General features: G+C 66.8%; 20 protein-coding genes and 1 pseudogene. 2 read left to right on the top strand and 19 right to left on the bottom strand.

What is annotated here, in order from left to right; genetic code table 11:
• Nucleotides 1–76: 76 nt before the first annotated feature.
• The 7 genes from ACVWZ8_RS06990 to lysS all read right to left on the bottom strand — a co-directional run bounded on the left by ACVWZ8_RS06990 (nucleotide 77) and on the right by lysS (nucleotide 11,060).
• Nucleotides 77–2,209, bottom strand: coding sequence for a prolyl oligopeptidase family serine peptidase (locus ACVWZ8_RS06990; RefSeq protein ID WP_456504211.1), 2,133 nt, complete (start codon nucleotides 2,207–2,209; stop codon nucleotides 77–79).
• Nucleotides 2,210–2,407: 198 nt separating this feature from the next.
• Complete coding sequence (locus ACVWZ8_RS06995) at nucleotides 2,408–3,610, bottom strand: IS30 family transposase (RefSeq protein WP_456504212.1); 1,203 nt, start codon at nucleotides 3,608–3,610, stop codon at nucleotides 2,408–2,410.
• Nucleotides 3,611–4,106: 496 nt separating this feature from the next.
• On the bottom strand, nucleotides 4,107–6,599 hold the full coding sequence (locus ACVWZ8_RS07000; RefSeq protein ID WP_426975609.1) for an ATP-dependent Clp protease ATP-binding subunit: 2,493 nt from the start codon (nucleotides 6,597–6,599) through the stop codon (nucleotides 4,107–4,109).
• A gap of 123 nt (nucleotides 6,600–6,722) precedes the next feature.
• On the bottom strand, nucleotides 6,723–8,495 hold the full coding sequence (locus tag ACVWZ8_RS07005; RefSeq protein WP_456504213.1) for a PxKF domain-containing protein: 1,773 nt from the start codon (nucleotides 8,493–8,495) through the stop codon (nucleotides 6,723–6,725).
• 379 nt (nucleotides 8,496–8,874) lie between these two features.
• The gene (locus ACVWZ8_RS07010; protein WP_456504214.1) at nucleotides 8,875–9,201 is read right to left on the bottom strand and encodes a histone-like nucleoid-structuring protein Lsr2; all 327 of its coding nucleotides are present in this window, start codon (nucleotides 9,199–9,201) and stop codon (nucleotides 8,875–8,877) included.
• Between the two features lie 132 nt (nucleotides 9,202–9,333).
• Complete coding sequence (locus ACVWZ8_RS07015; protein ID WP_426975603.1) at nucleotides 9,334–9,525, bottom strand: hypothetical protein; 192 nt, start codon at nucleotides 9,523–9,525, stop codon at nucleotides 9,334–9,336.
• A 2-nt stretch (nucleotides 9,526–9,527) separates the two neighbouring features.
• Complete coding sequence (gene lysS, locus ACVWZ8_RS07020) at nucleotides 9,528–11,060, bottom strand: lysine--tRNA ligase (protein ID WP_456504215.1); 1,533 nt, start codon at nucleotides 11,058–11,060, stop codon at nucleotides 9,528–9,530.
• Nucleotides 11,061–11,180: 120 nt separating this feature from the next.
• On the opposite strand from lysS, the gene ACVWZ8_RS07025 reads away from it, so the two are divergent.
• Both ACVWZ8_RS07025 and ACVWZ8_RS07030 read left to right on the top strand, forming a co-directional pair.
• Nucleotides 11,181–11,807: a thymidine kinase gene (locus ACVWZ8_RS07025; protein ID WP_426975599.1), complete on the top strand. Its 627-nt coding sequence runs from the start codon at nucleotides 11,181–11,183 to the stop codon at nucleotides 11,805–11,807.
• Nucleotides 11,808–11,867: 60 nt separating this feature from the next.
• On the top strand, nucleotides 11,868–12,701 hold the full coding sequence (locus ACVWZ8_RS07030) for an alpha/beta fold hydrolase (RefSeq protein ID WP_426975597.1): 834 nt from the start codon (nucleotides 11,868–11,870) through the stop codon (nucleotides 12,699–12,701).
• 73 nt (nucleotides 12,702–12,774) lie between these two features.
• On the opposite strand, the gene ACVWZ8_RS07035 is transcribed toward ACVWZ8_RS07030, so the two are convergent.
• The 12 genes and pseudogenes from ACVWZ8_RS07035 to hpt all read right to left on the bottom strand — a co-directional run bounded on the left by ACVWZ8_RS07035 (nucleotide 12,775) and on the right by hpt (nucleotide 24,158).
• Nucleotides 12,775–14,262, bottom strand: a complete 1,488-nt coding sequence (locus ACVWZ8_RS07035; protein ID WP_456504216.1) for a DHA2 family efflux MFS transporter permease subunit — start codon at nucleotides 14,260–14,262, stop codon at nucleotides 12,775–12,777.
• Between the two features lie 117 nt (nucleotides 14,263–14,379).
• Complete coding sequence (panC, locus tag ACVWZ8_RS07040; RefSeq protein ID WP_456504217.1) at nucleotides 14,380–15,279, bottom strand: pantoate--beta-alanine ligase; 900 nt, start codon at nucleotides 15,277–15,279, stop codon at nucleotides 14,380–14,382.
• A 14-nt stretch (nucleotides 15,280–15,293) separates the two neighbouring features.
• On the bottom strand, nucleotides 15,294–16,202 hold the full coding sequence (locus ACVWZ8_RS07045; RefSeq protein WP_456504218.1) for a Rossmann-like and DUF2520 domain-containing protein: 909 nt from the start codon (nucleotides 16,200–16,202) through the stop codon (nucleotides 15,294–15,296).
• Nucleotides 16,195–17,775 carry a PH domain-containing protein gene (locus tag ACVWZ8_RS07050; protein ID WP_456504219.1) on the bottom strand — a complete coding sequence of 527 codons (1,581 nt, stop codon included), beginning with the start codon at nucleotides 17,773–17,775 and terminating at the stop codon, nucleotides 16,195–16,197. Before ACVWZ8_RS07050 ends, ACVWZ8_RS07045 begins: the two co-directional genes overlap by 8 nt.
• Before the next feature lie 39 nt (nucleotides 17,776–17,814).
• Nucleotides 17,815–18,327, bottom strand: coding sequence for a PH domain-containing protein (locus ACVWZ8_RS07055; RefSeq protein ID WP_426975588.1), 513 nt, complete (start codon nucleotides 18,325–18,327; stop codon nucleotides 17,815–17,817).
• A complete protein-coding gene (locus tag ACVWZ8_RS07060) occupies nucleotides 18,308–18,835 on the bottom strand; it encodes a DUF3180 domain-containing protein (protein WP_426975586.1) in 528 nt (175 codons plus the stop codon). Before ACVWZ8_RS07060 ends, ACVWZ8_RS07055 begins: the two co-directional genes overlap by 20 nt.
• Nucleotides 18,832–19,371, bottom strand: coding sequence for a 2-amino-4-hydroxy-6-hydroxymethyldihydropteridine diphosphokinase (gene folK / locus ACVWZ8_RS07065; RefSeq protein ID WP_426975584.1), 540 nt, complete (start codon nucleotides 19,369–19,371; stop codon nucleotides 18,832–18,834). The genes ACVWZ8_RS07060 and folK overlap by 4 nt, the downstream gene beginning before the upstream one ends.
• A complete protein-coding gene (gene folB, locus ACVWZ8_RS07070) occupies nucleotides 19,368–19,727 on the bottom strand; it encodes a dihydroneopterin aldolase (protein WP_426975582.1) in 360 nt (119 codons plus the stop codon). The genes folK and folB overlap by 4 nt, the downstream gene beginning before the upstream one ends.
• Before the next feature lie 14 nt (nucleotides 19,728–19,741).
• Nucleotides 19,742–20,659, bottom strand: coding sequence for a dihydropteroate synthase (gene folP / locus ACVWZ8_RS07075; RefSeq protein WP_456504220.1), 918 nt, complete (start codon nucleotides 20,657–20,659; stop codon nucleotides 19,742–19,744).
• A 9-nt stretch (nucleotides 20,660–20,668) separates the two neighbouring features.
• Nucleotides 20,669–21,317: pseudogene (folE, locus tag ACVWZ8_RS07080) on the bottom strand (GTP cyclohydrolase I FolE).
• A gap of 9 nt (nucleotides 21,318–21,326) precedes the next feature.
• A complete protein-coding gene (gene ftsH / locus ACVWZ8_RS07085; protein ID WP_426975577.1) occupies nucleotides 21,327–23,396 on the bottom strand; it encodes an ATP-dependent zinc metalloprotease FtsH in 2,070 nt (689 codons plus the stop codon).
• 210 nt (nucleotides 23,397–23,606) lie between these two features.
• Nucleotides 23,607–24,158: a hypoxanthine phosphoribosyltransferase gene (gene hpt / locus ACVWZ8_RS07090; protein WP_306907421.1), complete on the bottom strand. Its 552-nt coding sequence runs from the start codon at nucleotides 24,156–24,158 to the stop codon at nucleotides 23,607–23,609.

Genomic DNA, 24,158 nt, shown 5'->3' on the forward strand with positions numbered 1-24,158 from the left:
TGACTCGCAGTAGTTGTCGTTTTCAGCGGTCAAAACGACAACAAATGCGGGTCAGTTGGGTGTGCCCGGGCTGGACCTAGAGCCCCAATTCGGCAGGAACAGGCAAGTCCTTGTCCAGCAGGTTCTTGGCGAGGAAGTGCTCGACTACGCCGTACCAGACCTTAGCGTGCCGCGGCTGCAGGATCCAGTGGTTCTCGTCCGGGAAGTAGAGGAAGCGGTGGTCGGTCTCGCCGTTCTCGTCGGCCGCGAGCTGCGACTTCGAGAGCAGTTCGTACCAGAGCCGCAGGCTCTCGCCGATCGGAACGCGGTAGTCCTTGTCGCCGTGGATGACGAGCATCGGCGTGCTGATGTTCCCGACGTGCAGGTGCGGGGAGTTCTCCAGCGCCATCTCGGCCGTCATTTCCTTCAGCCAGTACTGCGCGGAGTCCGTGGTCGGGCCGAACTGGTCGAGGGCCCAGAGACTGGCATGGGTGACGATCGCCTTGAACCGGCCTGTCTGGCCGGCCACCCAGTTGGCCATGTAACCGCCGAAGGAGCCGCCCATGGCTGCGGTGCGCGTCTCATCGATGTCCGCCCGCTGCACCACGGCGTCGGTGATGGCCATCAGGTCGGTGAAGGGAGCCTTGCCCCATTCACCCCAGCCACGTTGGATATGCTGTTGGCCGTAGCCGATGGAGAGCGCCGGATCCGGCAGCAGCACGGCGTAACCGCGGGCCACGAGCAGCCAGGGATTCCAGCGCCAGGTCCAGGCGTTCCAGGACCCGAGCGGGCCGCCGTGGATCCAGAGCAGCAGCGGGGCCGGAGACCCGGCGGAGGAGCCGTCGGGAAGAGCCAGGTACGCCGGTACTCGGGAACCGTCTGCCGCCGTCGTCTCTACACGTTCCAGCGAGCCTTTGCGGTGCGGGCGCTCGGCGGGCGCGGGGAGCCGGACCACGTCGCCGCTGGCGGGGTCGATCCGCACAGCTTCGGCAGGGAACTCGTAGGAGCTGCGCAGCGCGTAGGCGCTGCGGCCGTCCGGGGAAACCACGACGTCGGTGTACGCCGCCGCGTCCGACGTCAGGCGGGTGACCAGGCCGTTATCGCTGCCGGAGACGCTGATCCGGAAGACCGGCGAGGCTCCGTCCTCATCCGCGGTGACGAGGATGGCGGATCCGTCCGGCAGCCAGGCCGCGGGACGGGGCCAGCGGTCCCAGTCCTGGGCGAGCGGCGTCAGCGCGGCCTCGTTTGCCTCCCCAGTTCCGGGGGCACCGCCGGAGACGTCGAGCAGGTGCAGCAAGACCCGCGGGGCGTCAACCGGCGTGGTGTCACTTTCACTGAGCACCACGAGGGTCCTGTTGTCCGGGCTGACCGGCCCCGGGAAGTAGCTCATGCCCTTGGTGTCCAGCAGGACCGTGCGTGTGCCGGTAGCGACGTGGATCGCGACCAGCATGGAACGCGAATCAGCGTTTGCGAGCGTTTTTTCAAAGCTGCTGTAGACGGTCTTCCCGTCCGGGCTGACGACGAAATCCGCGTCGCGGAGCCCGTTCCCGGCGTCGGGCGTCAGGTTGCGCAGCTTGAGTGGGGCGACGGCGTCAACCGTGGTGGGCCTGCCCGGTTCCAGCTCCTCTCCCGGTTCGACGGCGAAAAGCCGCGGCTGGGCCGGTCCCAGGTCGGCGTCCCAGTAGCGCACGGGGTACCCGCTGTGCAGGATGGCGGTGACCTTGTTGTCCTTGCGTGCCTTGCGGCGTTCCTCGTCGCTGTCCTCATCCGTGGAGCCGGCCAGCACGGAGGCCGCGATGAACACGGCGCCGGCCTCCTTCGCGGCCACGACTCCGCTGACGCCGCCGGCGCGTGCGAGCACCACCCGGGCCTCTCCACCGCCGGACGGGAGCATCCACAGGGCGTTGACGGGCTCAGCCTCGGGGCTCTCCGGATCGGGGCGGGCGGAGGTGAAATAGAGGTCGCCGTTGGCAGCGAACACGGCTCCGGCCTCGCCCTTGGCGCTGCGGGTGATCCGGCGCGCCTGCTCGTGCCCTTCCGGATCCAGCTCCCACAGGGCGGTGCCGTATTCGGTGCCCTTGGAGTTGAGGGTGGCCACGGTGGTGACGAGCCGGCCACCGTCAGGGCTCAACGCCAGGCCACTGACCCTGGGAATCGCCAGATAATAGTCCAGGTCGTGAAAGGGTGTCTCGGGTTTTTCGCTCAGAGTCTCTGAATCAGTGGAAGCCATGCCCCGATTCAACACCCCCCGTGCCCCTGATCACACCAAGTTCACTAAGAGTGAAACACTGCTTTCATACTCCTCAGCAAAGGCGAGGCCCGCCCGGTGACGCCCGGCAGCGCCGGCCCCGCCTCCGCAGGCGAGCCCGGACAAAACGAAGGCCCCGCCAACTGCTTGGATTCTAGGGATCGTTGCAACACCTGTTGGTTAGGTGGTTAGTAGTAAATCACGTAAACGCTCGGCTGGAGTATTCCAGCCGAGCGTTTTGCGTGGGCGTCCGTTGAGTTCCTGCGCGACGTGTTCGAGGTCTTCAGGCCCGTAGACGGACAGGTCGGTGCCCTTCGGGAAGTACTGGCGCAGCAGCCCGTTGGTGTTCTCGTTCGAGCCGCGTTGCCAGGGGCTGGCGGGATCGCAGAAATAGACGGGCATGTCGGTGGCAAGGGTGAAGGATTTGTGGGTGGCCATTTCCGCGCCCTGGTCCCAGGTCAGGGATCCTCGCAGGTGCGCGGGCAGGGTGGCCATGGTCTTGACGAGGCCGTCGCGGACGGTTTCGGCGGTGTGGTCATGTGGCAGGTGGACGAGCATCACGTAGCGGGTGGTCCGTTCGACCAAGGTCGCAATCGCTGACTGGTTATAGGCGCCGGTAATGAGGTCCCCTTCCCAATGGCCTGGCACGGCGCGGTCCTCGATCTCGGGCGGGCGCTCGGAAATCATGACCATCGGGTCCACGAACCTGGGGGTGCGTTGCTCGCCGGTGCGGTGCGGTTTGCGGCGGGTCCGGCCGGTGCGCAGCGCTGCCTGTATCTCGCGTTTGAGGCCGCCTCTCGCCTGGACGTAGAGGGCTTGATAAATCGTCTCTGGGCTCACACGCATCTCCGGGTTGTCGGGGAACTCTTCGACCAGCGTGTGGCTGATCTGCTCCGGAGACCAGCGTAGGAGCAGCTTGTCCTTCACATAGTCACGCAGCTCCGACTCCGCAGCGAGCTTGGCCGTCTTGGGCCGCGCCCGCCGGGCAGCGGCCTTCCGATGCGCCCCGTGCGGCAGGTAGCCCATCCGGGAATCGGTATTCCTGGCCAGCTCGCGGCTGATCGTTGAAGGCGATCGTCCCAGGGCGTGGGCGATCGCCCTGATCGAAGAGCCGGCGGCCTGCAGGTCCCGGATCAGCTCCCGTTCCTGCACGGTCAGGAACCGCGGATCGATAGATTTCTCCAACGCTGAAACCGGTACGGGGACCAGGGTCGTTCCGGTCGTGCCGGCGGGAGGGGTCATGGTGGTCACACCACGTTTGTAGTCGACGATTCGGCCATCCGGGTAAATGCGTCGGCCGCCGGACTTACGGATTCCCTGGTCCCACTCTTCGGCGGTCCGGAGATGTATCCCGACCGCTGCGGCAGCTTTGCGCCGACTCACGCCGGTCTTGCGCAGCCGGAAGTACTCATCCCGGCCTGGGTGAGGACCCGTCCCCGTTTTGCCATGGCTTTTCAGCCCGGCTTTACGGACCCAACCGGCGCAAGTTGCGGGATTCAGTCCCAACTCCCGTGCGGCCTGCGTCGTGCTCTTGACGCGGTCGAACACGACGAAGAACTCAGCCTTCTGCGCAGGCGTGTATTTCCTCTGCCCAGCTTCCCGATTCCGTGGGACCCGCTCAGGGAGCCGAGATTTATGGACCCATTGGTAGCACGTCATCTGATTGAAGCCGAGCTCCGCCGCGGCCGCGCTCACACTCCCACACCGGTCCAACACCGAAAAGAACTGAGCCTTCTGCTCCGGCGTGTATTTCCTCCGGCTGGCAGCTTCCTTCGTTAAAGACGACACGGTCGTTGCAACTCCCAAAAATTCTGGGTGTTGCAACGACCGCTAGAACCCGCCCTCCTTTCGGAGCAGACGGGGCCTTTGCTCTTGGTGCTTAGACGCTCGGAGCGATCTCCGGGATGCGCGGCTTGGCGTTGCCGGCGAACGTGAACTTCGCGTCGTCGCCTTCGCCTTCCACATCCACCACCACGATGTCGCCGCCGTGCAGTTCGCCGAACAGGATCTTCTCGGAGAGCTGGTCCTCGATCTCACGCTGGATGGTGCGGCGCAGCGGCCGGGCACCCATCGCCGGATCGTAGCCGCGGGTCGCCAGGAGCACCTTGGCCGCCGTCGTGAGCTCGATGCCCATGTCCTTGTCCTTGAGGCGCTTCTCCAGCCGGCCCACGAACATGTCCACGATCTCGATGATCTCGTCCTGGGTCAGCTGCGGGAAGACCACAACGTCGTCAACACGGTTCAGGAACTCGGGGCGGAAGTGCTGCTTGAGCTCCTCCGTGACGCGGGCCCGCATCCGGTTGTAGCCGGTCTGCGTGTCCGTGCCGGACTGGAAGCCGGTGGCAACGCTCTTGGAGATGTCCCGGGTGCCGAGGTTCGTGGTCATGATGATCACGGTGTTCTTGAAGTCCACCACGCGGCCCTGGGAGTCGGTCAGGCGGCCGTCTTCCAGGATCTGCAGCAGCGAGTTGAAGAGATCGGCGTGCGCCTTCTCCACTTCGTCGAAAAGCACCACGGAGAACGGACGACGGCGGACCTTCTCGGTCAGCTGACCGCCCTCCTCGTAGCCCACGTAGCCCGGAGGGGCACCGAAGAGACGCGACACCGTGTGCTTCTCCGAGTACTCGGACATGTCCAGGGTGATCAGTGCGTCTTCTTCGCCGAACAGGAACTCGGCGAGGGCCTTGGCCAGCTCGGTCTTGCCGACGCCGGTGGGGCCGGCGAAGATGAACGAGCCACCCGGGCGCTTCGGATCCTTGAGCCCTGCACGGGTGCGGCGGATCGCCTGGGACAGGGCCCTGATGGCCTCATCCTGGCCGACAACGCGCTTGTGCAGCTCATCTTCCATCTTCAGCAGTCGCGAGGATTCTTCCTCGGTGAGCTTGAAGACCGGGATGCCGGTGGAGTTCGCCAGCACCTCGGCGATGAGGTCCTCATCAACCTCGGAGATGTCATCCATGCCGCCGGTCTTCCACTGGCGTTCCTTCTCGGCACGCTCGGCAATGAGCTTCTGCTCCTTGTCGCGCAGCGAGGCGGCGCCTTCGAAGTCCTGCGCGTCAATCGCGGATTCCTTCTCCAGCTTCATGGCGGCAATCTTCTCGTCCATGACCTTGAGCTCCGGCGGGGCGGTCATCCGGCGGATGCGCAACCGTGCGCCGGCCTCATCAATCAGGTCGATCGCCTTGTCCGGCAGGAACCGGTCCGAGATGTAGCGTTCGGAAAGGCTTGCTGCGGAGGCGAGGGCGCCGTCGGTGATGGTGACGCGGTGGTGCGCCTCGTACCGGTCCCGCAGGCCCTTGAGGATCTCGATCGCGTGCGCGACAGATGGTTCCTTGACCTGGATGGGCTGGAAACGGCGTTCCAGGGCGGCATCCTTCTCGATGTGCTTCCGGTACTCATCCAGCGTGGTGGCGCCGATGGTCTGGAGCTCGCCGCGGGCCAGCATGGGCTTCAGGATCGAAGCCGCATCGATGGCACCTTCGGCAGCACCGGCACCCACCAGGGTGTGGATCTCATCGATGAACAGGATGATGTCGCCGCGGGTGCGGATCTCCTTGAGGACCTTCTTGAGGCGCTCTTCGAAGTCACCGCGGTAACGGGAGCCGGCCACCAGGGACCCGAGGTCCAGGGTGTACAGCTGCTTGTCCTTGATGGTCTCGGGCACATCACCGCGGACAATCGCCTGCGCAAGGCCTTCGACGACGGCTGTCTTGCCGACGCCGGGCTCGCCGATCAGGACCGGGTTGTTCTTGGTGCGGCGGGAAAGGACCTGCATGACGCGTTCCATTTCCGATTCGCGCCCGATGACGGGGTCCAGCTTGTTCTCGCGGGCCGCCTGCGTGAGGTTGCGGCCGAACTGGTCCAGGACGACGGAACCGGCCGGGGTGCCTTCGGCCTGGCCGGGGCCGACGCCGGCGCCGGTGGTCTCCTTGCCCTGGTAGCCCGAGAGCAGCTGGATGACCTGCTGGCGGACGCGGTTCAGGTCCGCGCCGAGCTTGACCAGCACCTGGGCGGCTACGCCTTCACCCTCACGGATGAGGCCGAGCAGGATGTGCTCGGTGCCGATGTAGTTGTGTCCCAGTTGCAGGGCCTCGCGCAGCGAGAGCTCCAGCACCTTCTTGGCTCGCGGCGTGAAGGGGATGTGGCCGGACGGGGCCTGCTGGCCCTGACCGATGATCTCCTGCACCTGCTCGCGGACTCCGTCGAGCGAAATGCTCAAGGACTCGAGGGCTTTGGCGGCAACACCTTCACCCTCATGGATCAGACCCAAGAGGATGTGTTCGGTACCGATGTAATTGTGGTTCAGCATGCGTGCCTCTTCTTGGGCAAGCACAACTACGCGACGGGCACGGTCCGTGAATCGCTCAAACATTTCGCCACACTCCTAGCTACGACGTACTTTGATGCTACGTGGCCCCGTTCGAGATTTGGGGCTTGTTCGCCACAGGGGAAACCGTGGGGGGCGATTGTCCGTAAGTTCTGCTATTTCCTGAAGTCAAACAGCTTTCCTGAAGTCAAACAGCGCGCGGTGGCTGCTGCCGTCCTTCAACACCAATATGAACTGCCGGCAGGTGCCCGCCCAGGACTTCTGGGTCTTCCATACGTAGGTGTACGCGGCAGAGCCTGCGTGATAGCTCAGCGAGGTTCCGCCAGCCGCAACCGCCTGTTCGATGTTGCCCAGCCCGGCACTGCCGCCGCAGCTGACCGCGGAAGACCACGGGGCGCCGTGTGCCAGAATGCCCAGACCCCTGTCGCCGCCCACGCTGAACTTGATCGGCACCGCTGCCCCGGCCTTCATCGTGTTCAGGGTGCTGCCGTTCTCAACCGGCTGCAGGAAGCCCTTGAACGGCCACCAAGGCTGGCCGACGGCGAACGGTGAGAACGAATCGGTGACACCGCACAGCAGCCCGCCCAGGTACGACGTCGTAATGTCCTTCCAGCTGCCGTTCTCATGGTGGTACATACGCTCGGCGCCTGTGGCTCCGGCGGCAGGAACGGAGAAACAGACCTCGACGGAACCTTCGAACGCGGCGGTGGTGGTTATTTCGTAGATGAGCGGCGGGTCTGTCTGCAAGGAGAATCCCGTGGGAGCCGGAGTCTGCGCGTCACCGATGTCCAGGAGGGTCAGGGAAGTAGTCCCGGAAGCGGTCACGGAATCAAAGGTCAGGGTGGCGCTGACATTGCCGGACTCGTCCGGCGGCGCCACCTTCACGCCGGGGCCCGCGATGGTGAGCCGCGGGTCAATCGGCCCTATGGGCTCACTCAGTAACGCCGTGTAGGCACAGCCCAGTCCCGCGATGTCCAGCCGTGCCGTAACCTGCTTGCCGGCCGCGGCGAGCGGCACCACGAAGCCGGGGCCGAACGCACCGGCCACCGGATTGCCGTCAACAAACCATGTGTACCGCTGTAGGCAGTCCGCAAGGAGCCCCCCTGTTTCCACGAAGTCGGGCACAGCGGTCAGCGTCGCTCCGGTTGCGGGGGCCCCGGTGAGTGTGAGGGTCCGCTGCGGGTCCACCGGCACGGCGGCGGAGGGGAATGTGGCGTAGGCGAGGTTGTAATACTTGGCCCCGTCGAGAGAGATCACCTCGGCCTCGGCGCGGTGGCTGGTTTCGGGCCACCACTTTTCCGCGGAGCCGTTGGAGAATCGCACCTTATAGTCCCCCGGCGGCGGGTTATCGAAGGAGTAGTACCCGTTCCGGTCGGTCGTCGTCCCGGCCACGGGAGCGCTCCCGGGGAGAGCCGCCGCCTCGTGGAGTTCCACGCCCACGCCCTCCAGCAGGGATCCTGACTGCCCGGAGGCGTCATTGGCCACTGCCCCTGAGACGGAACTGGCGGACCGGTGGAGAACCGTCCACCCGGTCGAGGTCCACGTTGAGGCGCCCCGTGCCGACGAATCCACCACAATCACGTCTGCGGACGCGAAGTCCCGCCTGGACTGGTAGCCGAACATCTCCAGGACCGAGTCGCCGGTCGCTCCGGACGTGGCGGAGAACCAGCCGTCCAGAAATCCGGGTGCGGTCGCGCGGATCTTGTACTCGCCATCAGCGAGGACAAACGAAACGGGAACAAAGGCGTCGCCGGATGTTGCCGATGCCACCACCGACGACGCATTGCCGGCGGCCAGGACGTCGAACGTCACAGGAGTCGCGGGTGCCCCGCCGCCGTTGATCATTTCCAGCAGCTCGGAGGAGTCCAGGATGACGCCCACGTCCACCCGTCCCTCGTCTGCCGAAGCGGGGGGCGCCAGGGGCACAGCCAGCAGCAACATGAGCGCCGCCAGTAGCCCGGCAAGCCTGAACCGGCGTCGCCGGTGGTAGGAATTGGCCCAAGAACCAGCCCGCTCCGCAAACGTCCCGTTCAAGAACTGAATATCAGACATAGAATCTCCCGCCAAGAATCGATTCGAGCGGGGAAATCGAGCGGGCGTTCCAGGCCGGAGCTCAAGCCCCAACTGCCGGCGCATCGTATTAACGACGCGCCGGCAATGTGCGCCCACGGTACTCCTGCGTCGGGTCAATCGGCAAGGCTCAAGCATGCGGAAGGGCGCAGGGAGTCGTTGCGGCAAACGGTCCGAAATGCCCGTGAAAAGGCCCGGCCTCCGCAGCTTGTTGCGGAGGCCGGGCCTGTACAGCGGAAGTCCTGAAGTTCTAGGAATTTGCCTTCTGGTACGCTTCCTGAATTTCGGCCTGGATACGTCCGCGTCTGTTTACCGTGTAGCCGTTGTCCCGGGCCCACTGACGGATCTGCGCAGAGTCCTGGTTGCGGCCGCTCATGACCTTGGTGCGCGTGGCGCGCCCGGTGGACGTCTTGCGTGCATGGGAGACAAAGCGCTCAACCGCAGAACGGAGTTCTGCCGCATTACTCGACGACAGGTCGATTTCATAACTGACCCCGTCAAGGCCAAACCGGACAGTCTCGTCCGCGGATCCCCCATCCAGATCATCTACCAGGATGATTTTTACTTTCTGTGCCACAAAGACTCTCTTTCCAAAAGAACGAGTATTTAGAAAAGCAGGATGTATCTGTAATAAGTATCCTCCGCTTTGCCGCGGCGAGTCAAAGCGGACGGAGTTTTTCTAAAGGAAATCCACAGGACCGAATAGGCCCTATTTGACCATTCCGGGAGAATGGCCGTCGTCGGGACCGGTATCGCCCGCCCGGGCCTTTTCCTCGGCTTCAGCCTGGGCTCGCGCCTCAGCCTGGCGCTCCGATTTGTCCGCATTGAAGATCGATTTCATCGCGAACCAGAAAATCAGGCCGACCACCACGGAGGGTAGCAATACGGCGATGTACTCCACGGTCAGTGTCCTTCGGGCTTCAGCAGCGGAAACAAGATGGTCTCTCGGATGCCAGCTCCGGTGAAGAGCATGACGAGCCGGTCAATTCCCAGTCCGATCCCGCCCATGGGCGGTGCACCGTATTCCAGGGCCCGCAGGAAGTCCTCGTCCAGCTGCATGGCCTCCACGTCGCCGGCCGCGGAGCGCCGGGACTGCTCGGTGAGCCGTTCGCGCTGGATGACGGGGTCGATCAGCTCGGAGAAGGCCGTTCCCCGCTCCATGCCGCCGATGATGAGGTCCCAGGCCTCGATCAGGCGGTCATCCTCACGGTGCTGGCGGGCCAGTGGCTGCGCGGACGGCGGATAGTCGTAGACGAAGGTGGGGTTAATCAGGGTCGGCTCCACGAGTTCCCCGAAGAGCTCCACTACCAGCTTTTCGGCGTCCCAGCCGGCGTCGGCCTTGACCTCGTGCTGTGCGGCGAGCGCCAGCAGCTCGGAAACCGGGGTCTCCGGGGTGATTTCCCGGCCCACGGCTTCCGAAAGTCCGGGGTACACCGCCAGCCAGGCCCAGTCGCCGTCGAGGTTGATCTCCCCGGCCTCGGTCTGCAGTACGCGGCCCACACCGGCGGCATCCGCGGCGTCGAGGATGATTTCCTTGATCCGGTCCGCCATGACGAACTGGTCCGCCCAGGCCTCGTAGCTCTCGAGGGTGGTGAACTCGGGGCTGTGCGTGGAGTCCACACCCTCGTTGCGGAACACGCGGCCCATGTCGTAGACACGGTCGATCCCGCCGACGACGGTGCGCTTGAGGTACAGCTCGGTGGCGATGCGCAGCGTCATCTTCTGGTCGAAGGCGTTCATGTGCGTCTGGAACGGGCGGGCGGTGGCACCGCCGTGGACCAGCTGCAGCATCGGGGTTTCCACCTCGACGTAGCCCTGGCGGTGCAGGGTCTCGCGGATGGAACGGGTGATCGCGGCGCGGGTGTAGACCATTTCGCGGGCCTCGTCGCGGACGATGAGGTCCACGTAGCGCTGGCGGACGCGGGTTTCCTCGTTGAGCCCGGCGTGCAGCACCGGCAGCGGGCGCAGCGCCTTGGACGCCATGGACCAGGATTCCGCCATGACGGAAAGCTCGCCGCGGCGTGAGGAGATGACCTCACCCTTGACGAAGACGTGGTCGCCCAGGTCCACGAGGGACTTCCAGTCCGCCAGCGCCTCCTCGCCGATGTTGGCCAGGCTCAGCATCACCTGCAGCCGGACGGCCTTGCCGTCGGCGCCGCCCTCCTGGAGGGTGGCGAAGCAGAGCTTGCCGGTATTGCGGATGAACACGATGCGGCCGGTCACGCCGACGGTGTCGCCGGTGGTTTCGTCGGCCTGCACGTGCGCGTACTTCTCGCGGATATCATTCAGCGAATGTGTGCGCCCGACACCCACCGGATACGCCTCGATGCCGCGTTCGATCAGCCTGGCGCGCTTCTCCATCCGGATGCGCGTCTGCTCGCTGGCGTCGTGGGGCTCGGCTGCGGTGTGCGGGGCGGGGGTGTTTTGGGAAGTCACAATCCCCAAGTTTACCGGGAGTTCCTCCCGCCCGGGTTCCGGTCGACGCGGCCAGCTGAGAATGGGGCGCTGAAGGACAGGCCTCTACAATCGGGGGGCGACCCTTTCGAAAGGACCCCCTTGGCCAAGCTCTACTTCCGCTACGGCGCCATGAACTCCGGCAAGTCGACGGGACTGCTCCAGGCCGCGTTCAACTACGAGGAACGGGGCCAGCGGGTGCTGCTCGCCAAGCCCGACGTCGACACCAAGGGCGACTCCGACGTCGTGTCCCGCCTGGGCATGACCCGCCCGGTGGACTTCCTGATCCCGGCCGGGGCCTCCGCCCGCGGGCTGTTCACCGCCCGCGCGCACGGCGACGATCCCGATGCCCTGCTGGAGCATGTCGACACCCAGCCGGTGGCGTGCCTGCTGGTGGATGAGGCGCAGTTCCTTGAACCGGCCCAGGTGGACGATCTCTTCCGCATCGCCGTCCTGGACCAGGTCCCGGTGCTCGCCTACGGCATCCGCACCGACTTCCGGACCCGGGCGTTCCCGGGCTCGCTCCGGCTCCTGGAGGTCGCGCACACCCTCGAGGAACTCAAGACGATCTGCCGCTGCGGCCGCAAGGCCATCTTCAACACCCGCCGGGTCGGCAACCAGGTGGTGTTCGACGGCGACCAGGTCGCCATCGACGGCCAGGACATCTGGTACGAATCGCTGTGCGGTTCCTGCTACCTCGAGGCCTCCGGCGGGCGGCTGGGCGGCTGACCGCCCCCCGGCGCCCGGTACCTACTACGCCGTAGCTGCAGCCTCGGCTAGGCTCGGAGCATGACCCGCGAGAACATCAGAACCACCGACGGCGGAACCATCGAGCTTTTCAGCACGGGTGCCGAGCTGGCCTCGGCGGGTTCCGGCGTCGTCGTCGTGCCGGCCTCGATGGTGACTGCCGCCGATTACGGCCGCTTCGCACAGAAGCTCAGCGCTGCGCTGGGCCGTCCGGTCCACACCTTCAACCGGCGCGGGCGCGGTTCCTCCTCCCCGCAGCCGGAGGACTACACCCTGGACGTGGATATCCGCGACCTGGACGCGGTCATGAAGCACACCTCCAGCACGGACGTCTTCGGGCACAGCTTCGGCGGCGCCGTCGCCCTGCACGCCGCCCGCACCCTGCCGGTGGAGCGCCTCGCCGTCTATGACCCCGCAGTGTCCGTCAACCACAGCGTCACCGCGGACTGGACCGCCGAATATGAGCGGGCGACGGCGGCCGGCGACGACGACCGCGCCCTCGCCGTCCTGCTCAAGGGGCTCGAAACCGGCAGCGCCCTGTCCCGGATGCCGCTGTCCATGCTGACGCTGGCCAACAAGCTCGCCGCCGGCACCCCGGTGGGCAAGCAGCTGCGCGTGCTCATGCAGACCGGTGTCCGCGAGATCAAGGCCATCATCGCCGCCGACATGCCGGCCGAACCGTTCCTGGAACTCCCGCTGGAGACGCTGATCGTCGTGGGCGAGAAGAGCCCGGCGTATTTCGGCGTGGCCTGCGCCCAGATCCACGACGTGCTCTCCGGCTCCAGCTACACGATCCTGCCGGGCATGGGGCACGACGGCGTGAACAAGGCGCCGGACAAGCTGATCACCGAATTGAGTGAATTCTTCGCCGGCTGAGCCCAACCACGGCAACGCGGGGTCACCTGGCGCCCATTCCGGACGTATGGGCGCCAGGTGACCCCGCGTTGAGTTAGTGGGCCGCCGGCTGGTCCGTTCCGGCGGTCTTGCGCATCATCGCGGACAGCACGACGGCGGCGAGGGCTATGACTGCCGCCGTCAGGAACGCCGCGTGCATGCCCGCGACGAGTCCCGAGGCGGCGGACACGACGGCGTAGATCGAGACCAGGAGCGCCGTGCCGGCGGCGCCGGCCACCTGCTGCAGCGTGCTCATGATGGCCGAACCGTGCGAATAGAGATGCGGCGGCAACGGGTTCAGCCCGGTGGTGAAGGCCGGCGTGAACAGCAAGGCAAGGCCCAGGCTCAGACCCACGTGCAGTGCGATGATCCACCCGACCGGCGTGTCCGCGTCCAGCAGGGAGAACTGGAACAGGGACAGCACCAGCATGGCCGAGCCCGCGAGAGTGAGCGGAAGCGGGCCAACCTTGTCAAAGATCCGGCCGATGAAAGGACCCAGCAGGCCCATCGCGAGGCCGCCGGGCAGCAGGGCAAGGCCTGTCTCCAGCGACTTCAGCCCGCGGATTTCCTGCAGGTACAGCGGCAACAGAATCACGGCGCCGAACAGGGCGATCATCGCCACCACGAGCAGCAGCACGGACACCGTGAACATACGGAAGTTGAACGCGCGCAGGTCGAGCAGGGGCGCCGCGGACTTCTGCAACTTCAACTGCCGGAGCACGAACCCCAGCATGGCCGCCACCCCGACGGCCAGGGCAATCACGGCAGGTGAACCAGGACCGCCCTGGCCGCCGCCGATCTGGCTCAGCCCGTACACGAGGCCGCCAAAGGCGGGAACCGTCAGCAGGACGGACAGGGCATCAAGCCGCGTCTTCTCCGTTTCGCCGATGTTGGTCAGGTACTTGGCACCGATGGCGAACGCGACAAGGGCGATCGGCAGGACAAAAACAAACATGAAGCGCCAGGAAAAGTGTTCGAGGATCAGGCCGGAAACTGTGGGGCCCAAGGCCGGCGCCACCGAGATGGCGATGCTGACGTTGCCCATCACGGCGCCCCGGCGTGACACGGGGACCAGGGTAAGGATGGTGGTCATCAGGAGCGGAAGCATGATTGCCGTGCCGCCGGCCTGGACGATCCGGGCGAGCAGGAGGACTTCGAAGCCCGGAGCCAGCGCCGCGAGCAGGGTGCCGCCGGAGAAGAGTCCCATGGCCAGCATGAAGACGGCACGGGTGGACAGCCGCTGCAGGATGAAGCCCGTTGTGGGGATCACGACGGCCATGGTGAGCATGAAGCCGGTGGACAGCCACTGCACGGTCGGGGCGTCGATCCGGAGATCCACCATCAGCCGCTGCAGGGCGACGTTCATGATGGTTTCGTTGAGGATGACCACAAACGTGGCCACCAGCAAGGTGACGATGATGGTGACGGATTCCCGGGAGATCTTCGCCGGCGCCGAAACAGGCGCCCCCGCCGGGGCTTCAGTCGGTGCGGCTGGAGTCTGCAATGGGTCGCCGTGGGCGTTGGAAGAGACGTCTGTTGACATGGGGTTCCCTCAGGGAGTGCGAAATGGTGTCCGGCGAGCGTCGGCGCTGCTGCTGGTTCCAACAGTGTATTCCCGGAGCTAATTCCCGCGATGAGGGAGAACCCGGGTTGCCGTCCGTCAGGAGTCCAGCGGCACGTTGTCGATCAGGCGGACCGGGCCCACTTTGGCCGCGATGAGGGCCAGCCCTTCACCGCGGAAGGGTGTGTCCTTGCAGTTCTCGGCCAGCGGCTCCAGGGTGCGCGGATCCACCACCTCGAAATAGTCCAGTTCCACGAGCGGCTGCGATTCCACCAGCGCCTTGGCGGATTCCAGGTCCAGCGGCTCGTGGGCGTTGGCCCGGTCCTCGATCAGACGCAGCGCCCGGGACAGCACCAGGGCTGCTTCGCGTTCCCCGGCGGAGAGGAACCGGTTGCGGCTGGACAGTGCGAGCCCGTCCGGGGAGCGCACGATCGGTACCGGGACGATCTCCACCGGGAAGTTGAGGTCCGCCACCATGCGTCGGACGAGGGCCAGTTGCTGGGCGTCCTTCTGGCCGAAATACGCCCGGTACGCCGGCAGCGCCGCGCCCGTGGCCGCCCCGGGCATTCCGTAGTGCAGCAGCTTGGCGACGACGGTCAGGGCGCCGTCGAAGTGCCCGGGGCGGGAGGCCCCCTCCCATTTCCCTGCCATTGGCCCCGCGGTGATCCGCACCATCGGTTCCCCGTCGGGGTAGACCTCGTCGACGCCCGGCGCGAACACGAGGTCCACGCCCTCGGCGTCCAGGACGGCCAGGTCCGCTTCCAGCGTCCGGGGGTACCGTTCCAGGTCAACTGCCTGGCCGAACTGCAGCGGGTTCACGAAGATGCTGGCCACCACCACGTCGTTCTGCTCGACGGCGGTGCGCGCCAGCTGGGCATGTCCCTCGTGCAGGGCGCCCATGGTGGGCACCAGGCCCTGCGAGGTGCCGCCCTTTTGCGTCAGCAGGCGGGCGCTTTCGGTGCGGAGCTGCGCGGCCGTCGTCACGAGTTGGATCGCCAAGTTAGGGTCCTTCCTTAGGATTCCGGGCCACCCTGATCCGGGTCTTCAAGGGCACGGTTGACGCCCTCGAGCTGGTCCGGTTTCAGCAGGCCGCGGCTTCCCGCCCGGCGGGCCGTCGCCCGGGCCATGGCCAGGTACGCCTCCAGAATATCGCCGCCGGAGCCGGCGTCGTGCTCCCGGAGGGCTTCGGCGTGCGCGGCCACGGTGCCCGCATCGCCGCGGGCCACGGGACCGGTCAGCGCCGATTCGCCCGAGGCGAGGGCGTTCTCCAGGGTGGCGCGCAGCAGGGGGCCCAGCATGCGTTCGGGGGCTTCGACGCCGACTTCCCGCAGGAGCTGCGAGGCCTGCGCCACGAGGGTGACGAGGTGGTTCGAACCGTGCGCGAGGGCTGCATGATAGAGCGTGCGGTCGGCTTCGGCAATGGCGACCGGCTCGGCACCCATCTCGACAACGAGGGCCTGCGCGATGGGCAGCATCGCGGTGTCGGCAGTGACCCCGAAGGTGCAGTCCAGCAGCCTCGTGAGGTCCAGGCTCATGCCGGTGAAGGTCATCGCGGGATGCAACGCCAGCGGCACGGCGCCAGCGGCGCGGACCGGGTGCAGAATGCCGACGCCGAAGCGGCCCGAGGTGTGCGCCACGAGCTGTCCAGGGTGCCAGACGCGGAGTTTCGCCAGCCCTTCCACGAGGGGGCCGAGCGCATCATCTGGGACGGCCAGAAGCACGAGTTCGGCGCGCTCGACGATGTCCTGCACATCCAGCACCGGCACACCCGGAAGCAGGGTCTCCGCGCGTTCCCGGCTGGCGTCCGAGACCGCGGACACCCCGATGACGGCATGCTCGGCACCGCGCAGCGCGGCCCCCAGGACAGCGCCGACCTTGCCGGCACCGATGATTCCGACGCCGAGGCGTCCTGGCTTAGCCATGCTGCGGGCCTTCCTTTTCGCTTGCCTCGGGGTCAACGGCGCCGGTCGGGTGACCGGGCCCAACCAGGAGCGGCTTCACCTGGTCCAGCCAGTGCTCGCTGGTCTGGCGCTTCCGCGCGGCCCGGGCGCGTGCGGCCTGCGCGTCGAGCAGCGCCTTGCCTTCCGCGATGCCGGCCTGGATCAGTCTCGGGGAGACGGGGCCGGCGGTGGTGTGGAGGACAAGGTCCACCACACCGAAACGCCGGGCCAGCGGACCCCGCTGCAGCGCCATCGACTGCGTGCGCTGGTGCGGGACCACCACCAGCTGCCGCCACCAGCGCCCCGAACGGATCAGCAGGGCCGTGTCGGTGGCGGTAAAGCCGTTGCGCCGCCAGCCCAGCGGCGCCAGCAGCCGCGCGCGGCGCGGCGTGGTGACGAAGCCGCCGTCGCGCTCCGCCGCTGAGGCCCCGCCGGCACCGGACTCCCCCGCAAGGCCGGTGAGGCCTGCCGTGAAGATCCGCGCGGGTTCGGCGGTTCCGGGGTCCGGCAGGATCAGGGACAGCATGGTGAGCACCTCAGCAAGGGTGCCCACGGGCAGGAGTGTGGTCCGGGACGAGCCCTCGCCGTTGTTTCCGGCGGCGCCGTAGCCGGCCACGTTGACCTGCATCCGGTACCAGCCGAAGATCCGCCAGAGCGGAGGCTGGCTGACCCGCAGGGCCTGGATCCGCCCCGGTGGCAGGGTCTGCGCCTGCGTGTCCAGCAGCCCGTAGCGCAGCCGGATGCCGTCCGGGGAAATGGCGGCGGTGAAGTTGTAGCCCTTGTTGAAGGAGTTCCAGTAGGCGGCCACCAGTCCCAGCGCGGCCGGGATCAGGTAGAGGTAGAAGCTGCGGTTCTCGGTCACGGCGGAGAGCAGCACGGACGCGACGGCGCCGAGCGCGATGAAGGCGCTCTGTTCGCTCAGGAGCAGCGAACCGACAAGCCGCGGCGGCGGCACGGTCAGCACGGCGTATTCGGGCGCCTCCGTGGCGGCCGCCCCGGGGCGTGCGGGGTCCGGCACCACCCCGGCGGCGCGGGACAGGATGGTGGCCCGGAGTTGCCGGGCCTCGCCCATCCGGAGGTAGGCGAGCCGCACCGCGGACTCGCCGGCGTCGGCCACCTCGAACTTTAGCTCGGCCAGTCCGAAGATCCTGGCCAGCAGCGGCTGCACGATGTCGATCGCCTGGACCCGGTCCAGCCGGGCCTGCCGCTGCTGCCTGAAGAGGAATCCGGTATTGACCCGGACGTAGCCTTCCGCCACCTGGTAGCGGGTGAAGTACCAGCTCAGAATGTAGCCGGCCACCGTAAGGAGCAGGACCGTGCCGCCGCCGAGCAGCAGCCAGGGTGCCCGGCCGGCGACTTGCTCATCGATCAGGGGACCGCCCTGGAGCATCCGCTCGAAGGTATCCCGGCCGAAGAAGAATCCGATGGCGGCCAGCGCCACCCAGCCGCGGACAAACGGCGAGGCCGGATGCACGCGCAGCCAGCCGCCGTCGGGCCGTTCCGCCTCGGCTCCGGCGGTCGCTTCGGGGGCCGTCCCGGTACCGCCCGGTTTCACGGCGCTCCCTTTCCCGGTGCAATCCTCACAGCTGGCCCGTCACAGCCCGGCCAGCCGCGCTTCGCCGCGGGCGGAAAGCTGCTCGCGCAGCCGGGCTCCCTCCGCGGCGGGCAGGCCGGGGATCTCGGCATTGGTCCCGGCGGAAGCGGTGTGCAGTTTCAGCGTGCACAGGCCGAGGCCACGTTCCACCGGCCCGGCCCCGATATCCACGTACTGCATGCGCCCGTAGGGCACCACGAGAACGCGCTGGAAGAAGATGCCGCTGCGGATGAGCAGATCGTCCTCGCGCTCGGCATAGCCGATCGCGCGGACCTGCCGCGGGATGAGCAGCAGCCGCCACAGCGCCAGGAGCACCATCGCCGCAGGCAAGGCGGCGCCCAGCCAGAGCGGCAGCGCCTTCCACCAGCCGCTCAGGACAAGGACCAGCGGCAGTGACAGCACCGCCACCACGATCAGGTTCCCGAGCGCCCAGCCCGCGATCCGCACCGTGACGTACCTGGGGGAAACCCGCAGCCAGGTGACGCCGGGCGGGTCAATCGCCTCGGTAGGCATATTCGCCCTCCGCCTTCGGTTTGCCGCGCTTTTCCTGGACGCCAGCGGCGCCGTCGGTGTCGCCGTCCTCCGGCGGGATCCGGCAGAAACGTTCCACCACCAGGCCCACGACGATCATGATCAGGCCGCCGCCGGCCATGGCCAGTGCCTGCCACGTGATGCCCTGGTTGCTGCGCAGGTTCCAGAGCCGCAATTGGTCCATGAAGATCCCGGCATGCCAGCCCAGCAGGACAGTTCCCGTGTACGCGCAGGCCTGGGCGAGGACCAGGGTCCACGCGGCCAGGATCGGGTTGAGCATCTTCTTTTTCTTCTTGCCGTTGCGCCAGCGCAGCACGCGGATGCCCAGCACAAGGGTGAGGACCACGATCACGCCCATGGTCAGCAGCCCGGTCAGCGGCAGAACCGGCGTCGCCAGGCTGTAACGCGTGGTCAGCACCGTAGCGAACCAGCCCGCAACGGCCACGCCTACGCCGATGACGAGGAGGAGCAGGGGGTTGGTCAGCTTCACGGCCGCTCCACCGCACCGGCCGCGCCGTTGACGTCCTGGAAGCCGTCGAACGTCACCAGGTCGGAAAAGTCCGCGGCCCTGGCGGCGAGCTCGCCGATCCGTTCGCCGTTCAGCTCCGCGGCCGGGTCGATGAGCGACCACGGATAGAGCACGAACGCCCGTTCCGCCGCCCGGGGATGGGGCAGGGTCAGCTCCGGGTCGGAACTCACGATGTCCCCGTACCTGATGATGTCCACATCCAGGGTCCGCGGACCCCACCGGACCTCGCGCACCCTCAGGTGCTTCTGTTCCACGGCGTGGCAGTGCCGCAGCAGTTCCAGCGGCGGCAGGCTGGTTTCCACCGCGATCACCATGTTGAGGAAATCCGGCTGGCCCGGCGGCCCGCCCACGGCCTTCGTCTGGACGATCGGCGAGATGGCCAGGAGACGGACTTCCGGCGGGTCGACCAGGTCGGCGACGGCGGACGAGAGGGTGTCGCTCCGCTCCCCCAGGTTGCTTCCGAGTGCGATCACGGCGCGGGTGTACAACGGACTCATGGCCGCTCCCGGTGCACGCTGACGGCCACGTCGCCGAAGTCCACCTCGATGGGGGCTTTCGGCTTGTGCACGGTGATGTCCACGGCGGCGACGCCGAACTTCCGCAGCACGTCGTCGGCAATCCGCACGGCCAGGGCCTCGATCAGGTTCAGCGGTTCCCCGGTGATCCAGCCCCGGATGCATTCCGCGACTTCGCCGTAATGCGCCGTGTCCAGGACATCATCGGAGGCGGCGGCCTTGCCGAAGTCCAGGTGCAGCACGGCATCGACGACGAACGGCTGGCCGTTCCGGCGCTCAAAATCAAACACCCCGTGGTGGCCGACGGCGGTGACGCCGCTCAGCGTGATCTGGTCCATGTTCGCTTGCCGGATCAGTTGTTGCCGGCCCGGGCCATGCGCGCCGCGACCTTCACGGCGTCGAGGCTGGCACCGACGTCGTGCACGCGGACGGCCCACGCACCGCGGAAGGCGCTGATGGACGTCACGGCGGCCGTGGCGGCATCGCGTTCCGCCGGCGGTGCCGCCTTGCCGGCGACCGTCAGGAGGCTGCCGAGGAAACGCTTGCGGGAGGCTGCGACCAGAACCTTATGGCCCATGGCCTGCAGGACGTCCAGGTGCCGGAGCAGTTCCCAGTTCTGCCCCTCGTTCTTCGAGAAGCCCAGACCCGGATCCAGGATGATCTGTTCCGGGGCGACGCCGGCCGCGTAGAGCTTGTCGCGGATGCCGGCGAGTTCCGCGGCGACGTCTTCTGCCACGTTCCCGTAGTCGGTCAGCGAGTCCATCGTGCTGGCGTTGCCGCGGCGGTGGGTGAGGATGTAGGGCGCCTTGCTGCGGGCCACGAGTTCCGCCATCTCCGGCTCCATGGTTAGTCCGGAGACGTCATTGATGATCGTGGCGCCGGCCCCGAGCGCCGCGGCGGCGGTAGCGGTGTGCGTCGTGTCGATGCTGACGAGGGCACCGGCCTTGACCAGCGCCTGGATCACGGGCAGCACCCGCTTCAGTTCCTCGTCAACGCTGACTTCGACCGCGCCGGGGCGGGTTGATTCGCCGCCGACGTCGATGATGTCCGCGCCGGCGTAGAACATCCGCAAGCCCGCGGCAATGGCGGTGTCCGTGGTCGAGTGCTGGCCGCCGTCGCTGAACGAGTCCGGGGTAACGTTCAGGATCCCCATGACCAGCGTCCGGTCCGAGGGGAGGTCTTCGAAGCTCGCCGCCGGGCGCGGTTTGCGCAGCAGTGGCAGGGGCGAGGTTGCGGGGCCGGTTCCGGGGGCTGCGGCTAGGGAGTCCATAGTCTGTTCTTACCTTCCGAGTATGAGGCTCATGGCTTCGGCACGGGTGGCCGGGTCATGCAGTTGCCCGCGTACCGCACTGGTGACGGTCTTGGCGCCGGGCTTGCGGATGCCGCGCATGGACATGCAGAGGTGTTCGCATTCGACGACGACGATCGCGCCGCGCGGTTTGAGGTGGGTGACGAGGGCTTCGACGATCTGGGTGGTCAGCCGTTCCTGCACCTGCGGGCGCTTGGCGAACATATCCACCACCCGGCGCCAGCTTGCTCAGGCCGGTGACCTTGCCGTCGTGCGACGGGATGTAGCCCACATGCGCCACCCCGTGGAACGGCACCAGATGGTGCTCGCAGGTGGAGTAAAACGGGATGTCCTTGACCAGCACCAGTTCCTCGTGGTCCAGCTCAAAGGTGGTCGCCAGGATCTCCGCCGGATCATGGTGCAGGCCGGCAAACATCTCCGTGTAGGCCTTGGCGACCCGCTTCGGGGTGTCCACGAGGCCGCTCCGGTCCGGATCCTCCCCGATGGCCAGCAGGATCTCACGCACCGCTGCCTCGATCCGGGGACGGTCCACCTTGGTGCCGGTGTGCTTGGCGGGTTCTCCCGCCGCCGCGGGAGCGTCGGTGGCGGGAGCGTCGTCGTCGTTAATGAAAGAAGTCACAGCAGAAGCCTAGCCGGGACGGCCATCAGGCCCGCGATCCGTCACACCGCCCTGGAACGGCTCCTGTCCGGAGACGACACCCTGGGCGTGCGGGGGCAGAGCGTCGAGCGGCTCCTCGAGCCGGGCCTCCTTGGCCTCTTCCTGGGCTTCGCGTTCGGCCTTCTCCAGGCGGGACTCCACCGGGCCGGCGTCCCGGATCGGGCGGGTCTCCTTGGACAGCCAGATCTCGCGGAAGTCGCGCTTGCGGATGTGCGTGAAGACCTGGGCGATTTCGGCCTGGTTCAGGGTTTCGCGTTCCAGCAGCTCAAGGGCGAGCTCGTCCAGCACGTCCCGGTTCTCGGTGAGGATGGCGTAGGCCTCATCGTGGGCCCCGTCGATCAGGCGGCGGACTTCCTCGTCGACAATGTAGGCGATCTGGTCAGAGTAGTTGCGCTCGTGGCCGGCGTCGCGGCCCAGGAAGGGCTCGCCGCCGCCCTGGCCGAGGCGCACTGCGCCGACGCGTTCGCTCATGCCGAATTCGGTCACCATCTTGCGGGCGATCCCGGTGGCCTTTTCGATGTCGTTGGACGCGCCGGTGGACGGATCGTGGAAGACGAGCTCCTCGGCGACGCGGCCGCCCATGGCGTAGGCCATCTGGTCCAGCAGTTCGTTGCGGGTCACGGAGTACTTGTCGTTCTCCGGGACCACCATGGTGTAGCCCAGGGCGCGGCCGCGGGGCAGGATGGTGATCTTGGTGACCGGAGCCGAGTTGCGCAGGGCCGCTGCCACCAGGGCGTGGCCGCCCTCGTGGTAGGCGGTGACCTTGCGTTCGTGTTCCTTCATGACGCGGCTGCGCTTCTGCGGGCCGGCCATGACGCGGTCGATGGCCTCGTCGAGGGCGCGGTCGTCAATCAGGTTGGCGTTGGAGCGGGCGGTCAGCAGCGCGGCCTCGTTGAGCACATTGGCCAGGTCCGCGCCGGTATACCCGGGCGTCTTCTTAGCCACGGCCCTCAGGTCGACGCCGGGAGCCATCGGCTTGCCCTTCGCGTGGACCTTCAGGATCTGGTCGCGGCCGATCAGGTCGGGGGCCTCGACGCCAATCTGGCGGTCGAAGCGGCCCGGGCGCAGCAGAGCCGGGTCAAGGACGTCGGGGCGGTTGGTGGCGGCGATCAGGATGACGTTGGTCTTGACGTCGAAGCCGTCCATTTCAACCAGCAGCTGGTTGAGGGTCTGTTCGCGCTCGTCGTTGCCGCCGCCGATGCCGGCGCCGCGGTGACGGCCGACGGCGTCGATCTCGTCCACGAAGATGATGGCGGGCGCGTTGGCCTTGGCCTGCTCGAACAGGTCGCGGACACGGGAAGCGCCCACGCCGACGAACATTTCAACAAAGTCAGAGCCGGAGATTGAGAAGAAAGGCACGCCTGCCTCGCCGGCGACAGCGCGGGCGAGGAGGGTCTTACCGGTACCTGGCGGGCCGTAGAGAAGCACGCCCTTGGGGATCTTGGCGCCGACGGCCTGGAACTTGGCCGGCTCCGCGAGGAACTCCTTGATCTCTTCGAGTTCCTCGACGGCCTCGTCGGCACCGGCAACGTCACTGAAGGTGACCTGCGGCATGTCCTTGTTCACCAGCTTGGCCTTGGACTTGCCGAACTGCATGACCTTGGACCCGCCGCCCTGCATGCGGGAGAGCAGGAACCAGAACAGGACGCCGAGCAGCAGCACGGGGATCAGGAGGGAGAACAGCCCGGTGAACCAGTTGTTTTCGAGCGGCTGGTCGGTGAAGCCGCTCGGCGGCTTGGCATTCGTGACAGCCTTCACGACGTCGGCGGCTCGGGCGTTGACGTAGTAGAACTGGACGTTCTTGCCCTTGTCCTGCCCGTCCACCTGCAGGCTGTCCTTGAGGACCAGGTCCACCCGGTTTTCGGCGTCGAAGATCTTGGCCTGTTCGATCTTGCCGTTGTCCGCCAACAGCGCGAGGCCCTTGTCCGTGTCGATCCGGGCGGAGCCGCCAGGCGCAAGGGTGGCAAAGGCCAGCAGGAGCATGCCGACAACAACGACAATCCAGATGCCCGGGCCCTTGAAGAAACTCTTAGCTTTCATCTGTTCGGGGCTGGCCCCGTCCCTCCTGGTAGTGCTGCACGGCGAGCGATCTGCGCGCGTGTGGTGCTGCGTCAGCTTCTAGCTATACACCGTTGCAGTGACTCACGCACGGTGGAGATCAAAAGTTCCCTGTCGGCGTAGCGGGGGGCCGCAGGGAAGGCTCTGGTGAGGCCCAGGAAAGGCCCGGCATCGCGCCGGGGCGGGAGCTTCCTACTCGTAGACGTGCGGCGCGAGGGTGCCGACGAAGTCCAGGTTGCGGTACTTCTCGGCGTAGTCCAGGCCGTAGCCGACGACGAACTCGTTGGGGATGTCGTAGCCGACGTACTTGACGTCGATCTTGACCTTGGCCGCCGTGGGCTTGCGGAAGGCGGTGCAGATTTCCACCGATGCCGTGCCGCGTGATTCCAGGTTGGTCTTGAGCCAGGACAGGGTCAGGCCGGAGTCGATGATGTCCTCGACGATCAGGACGTCCTTGCCCATCAGATCGGTGTCGAGGTCCTTGAGGATGCGGACCACGCCGGAGGACTGGGTCCCGGAACCGTAGGACGAGACGGCCATCCAGTCCATCGAGACGTGGCTGTGCAGTGCGCGGGCGAGGTCGGCCATGACCATGACAGCGCCCTTGAGCACGCCGACGATCAGCAGATCGCGGCCTTCGTAGTCTTTGTCGATCTGGGCAGCGAGTTCGGTGATCCGGGACTGGATCTGCTCCTTGGAGTACAGAACGTGCTTGAGGTCTGCCTGGACGTCGGTTGAATCCAC

It is taken from the genome of Arthrobacter sp. UYCu723 (assembly GCF_054059215.1).

Bases quoted from the DNA above. Each gene is read 5' to 3' on its own strand.
- ACVWZ8_RS07030 (WP_426975597.1), top strand. From the start codon at position 11,868: ATGACCCGCGAGAACATCAGAACCACCGACGGCGGAACCATCGAGCTT.
- ACVWZ8_RS07000 (WP_426975609.1), bottom strand. From the start codon at position 6,599: ATGTTTGAGCGATTCACGGACCGTGCCCGTCGCGTAGTTGTGCTTGCC.
- folP (WP_456504220.1), bottom strand. From the start codon at position 20,659: ATGGACTCCCTAGCCGCAGCCCCCGGAACCGGCCCCGCAACCTCGCCC.
- ACVWZ8_RS07055 (WP_426975588.1), bottom strand. From the start codon at position 18,327: ATGCCTACCGAGGCGATTGACCCGCCCGGCGTCACCTGGCTGCGGGTT.
- ACVWZ8_RS07005 (WP_456504213.1), bottom strand. From the start codon at position 8,495: ATGTTGCTGCTGGCTGTGCCCCTGGCGCCCCCCGCTTCGGCAGACGAG.
- ACVWZ8_RS06990 (WP_456504211.1), bottom strand. From the start codon at position 2,209: ATGGCTTCCACTGATTCAGAGACTCTGAGCGAAAAACCCGAGACACCC.
- folB (WP_426975582.1), bottom strand. From the start codon at position 19,727: ATGGACCAGATCACGCTGAGCGGCGTCACCGCCGTCGGCCACCACGGG.
- ACVWZ8_RS07035 (WP_456504216.1), bottom strand. From the start codon at position 14,262: ATGTCAACAGACGTCTCTTCCAACGCCCACGGCGACCCATTGCAGACT.
- folK (WP_426975584.1), bottom strand. From the start codon at position 19,371: ATGAGTCCGTTGTACACCCGCGCCGTGATCGCACTCGGAAGCAACCTG.
- ACVWZ8_RS07045 (WP_456504218.1), bottom strand. From the start codon at position 16,202: ATGGCTAAGCCAGGACGCCTCGGCGTCGGAATCATCGGTGCCGGCAAG.
- ftsH (WP_426975577.1), bottom strand. From the start codon at position 23,396: ATGAAAGCTAAGAGTTTCTTCAAGGGCCCGGGCATCTGGATTGTCGTT.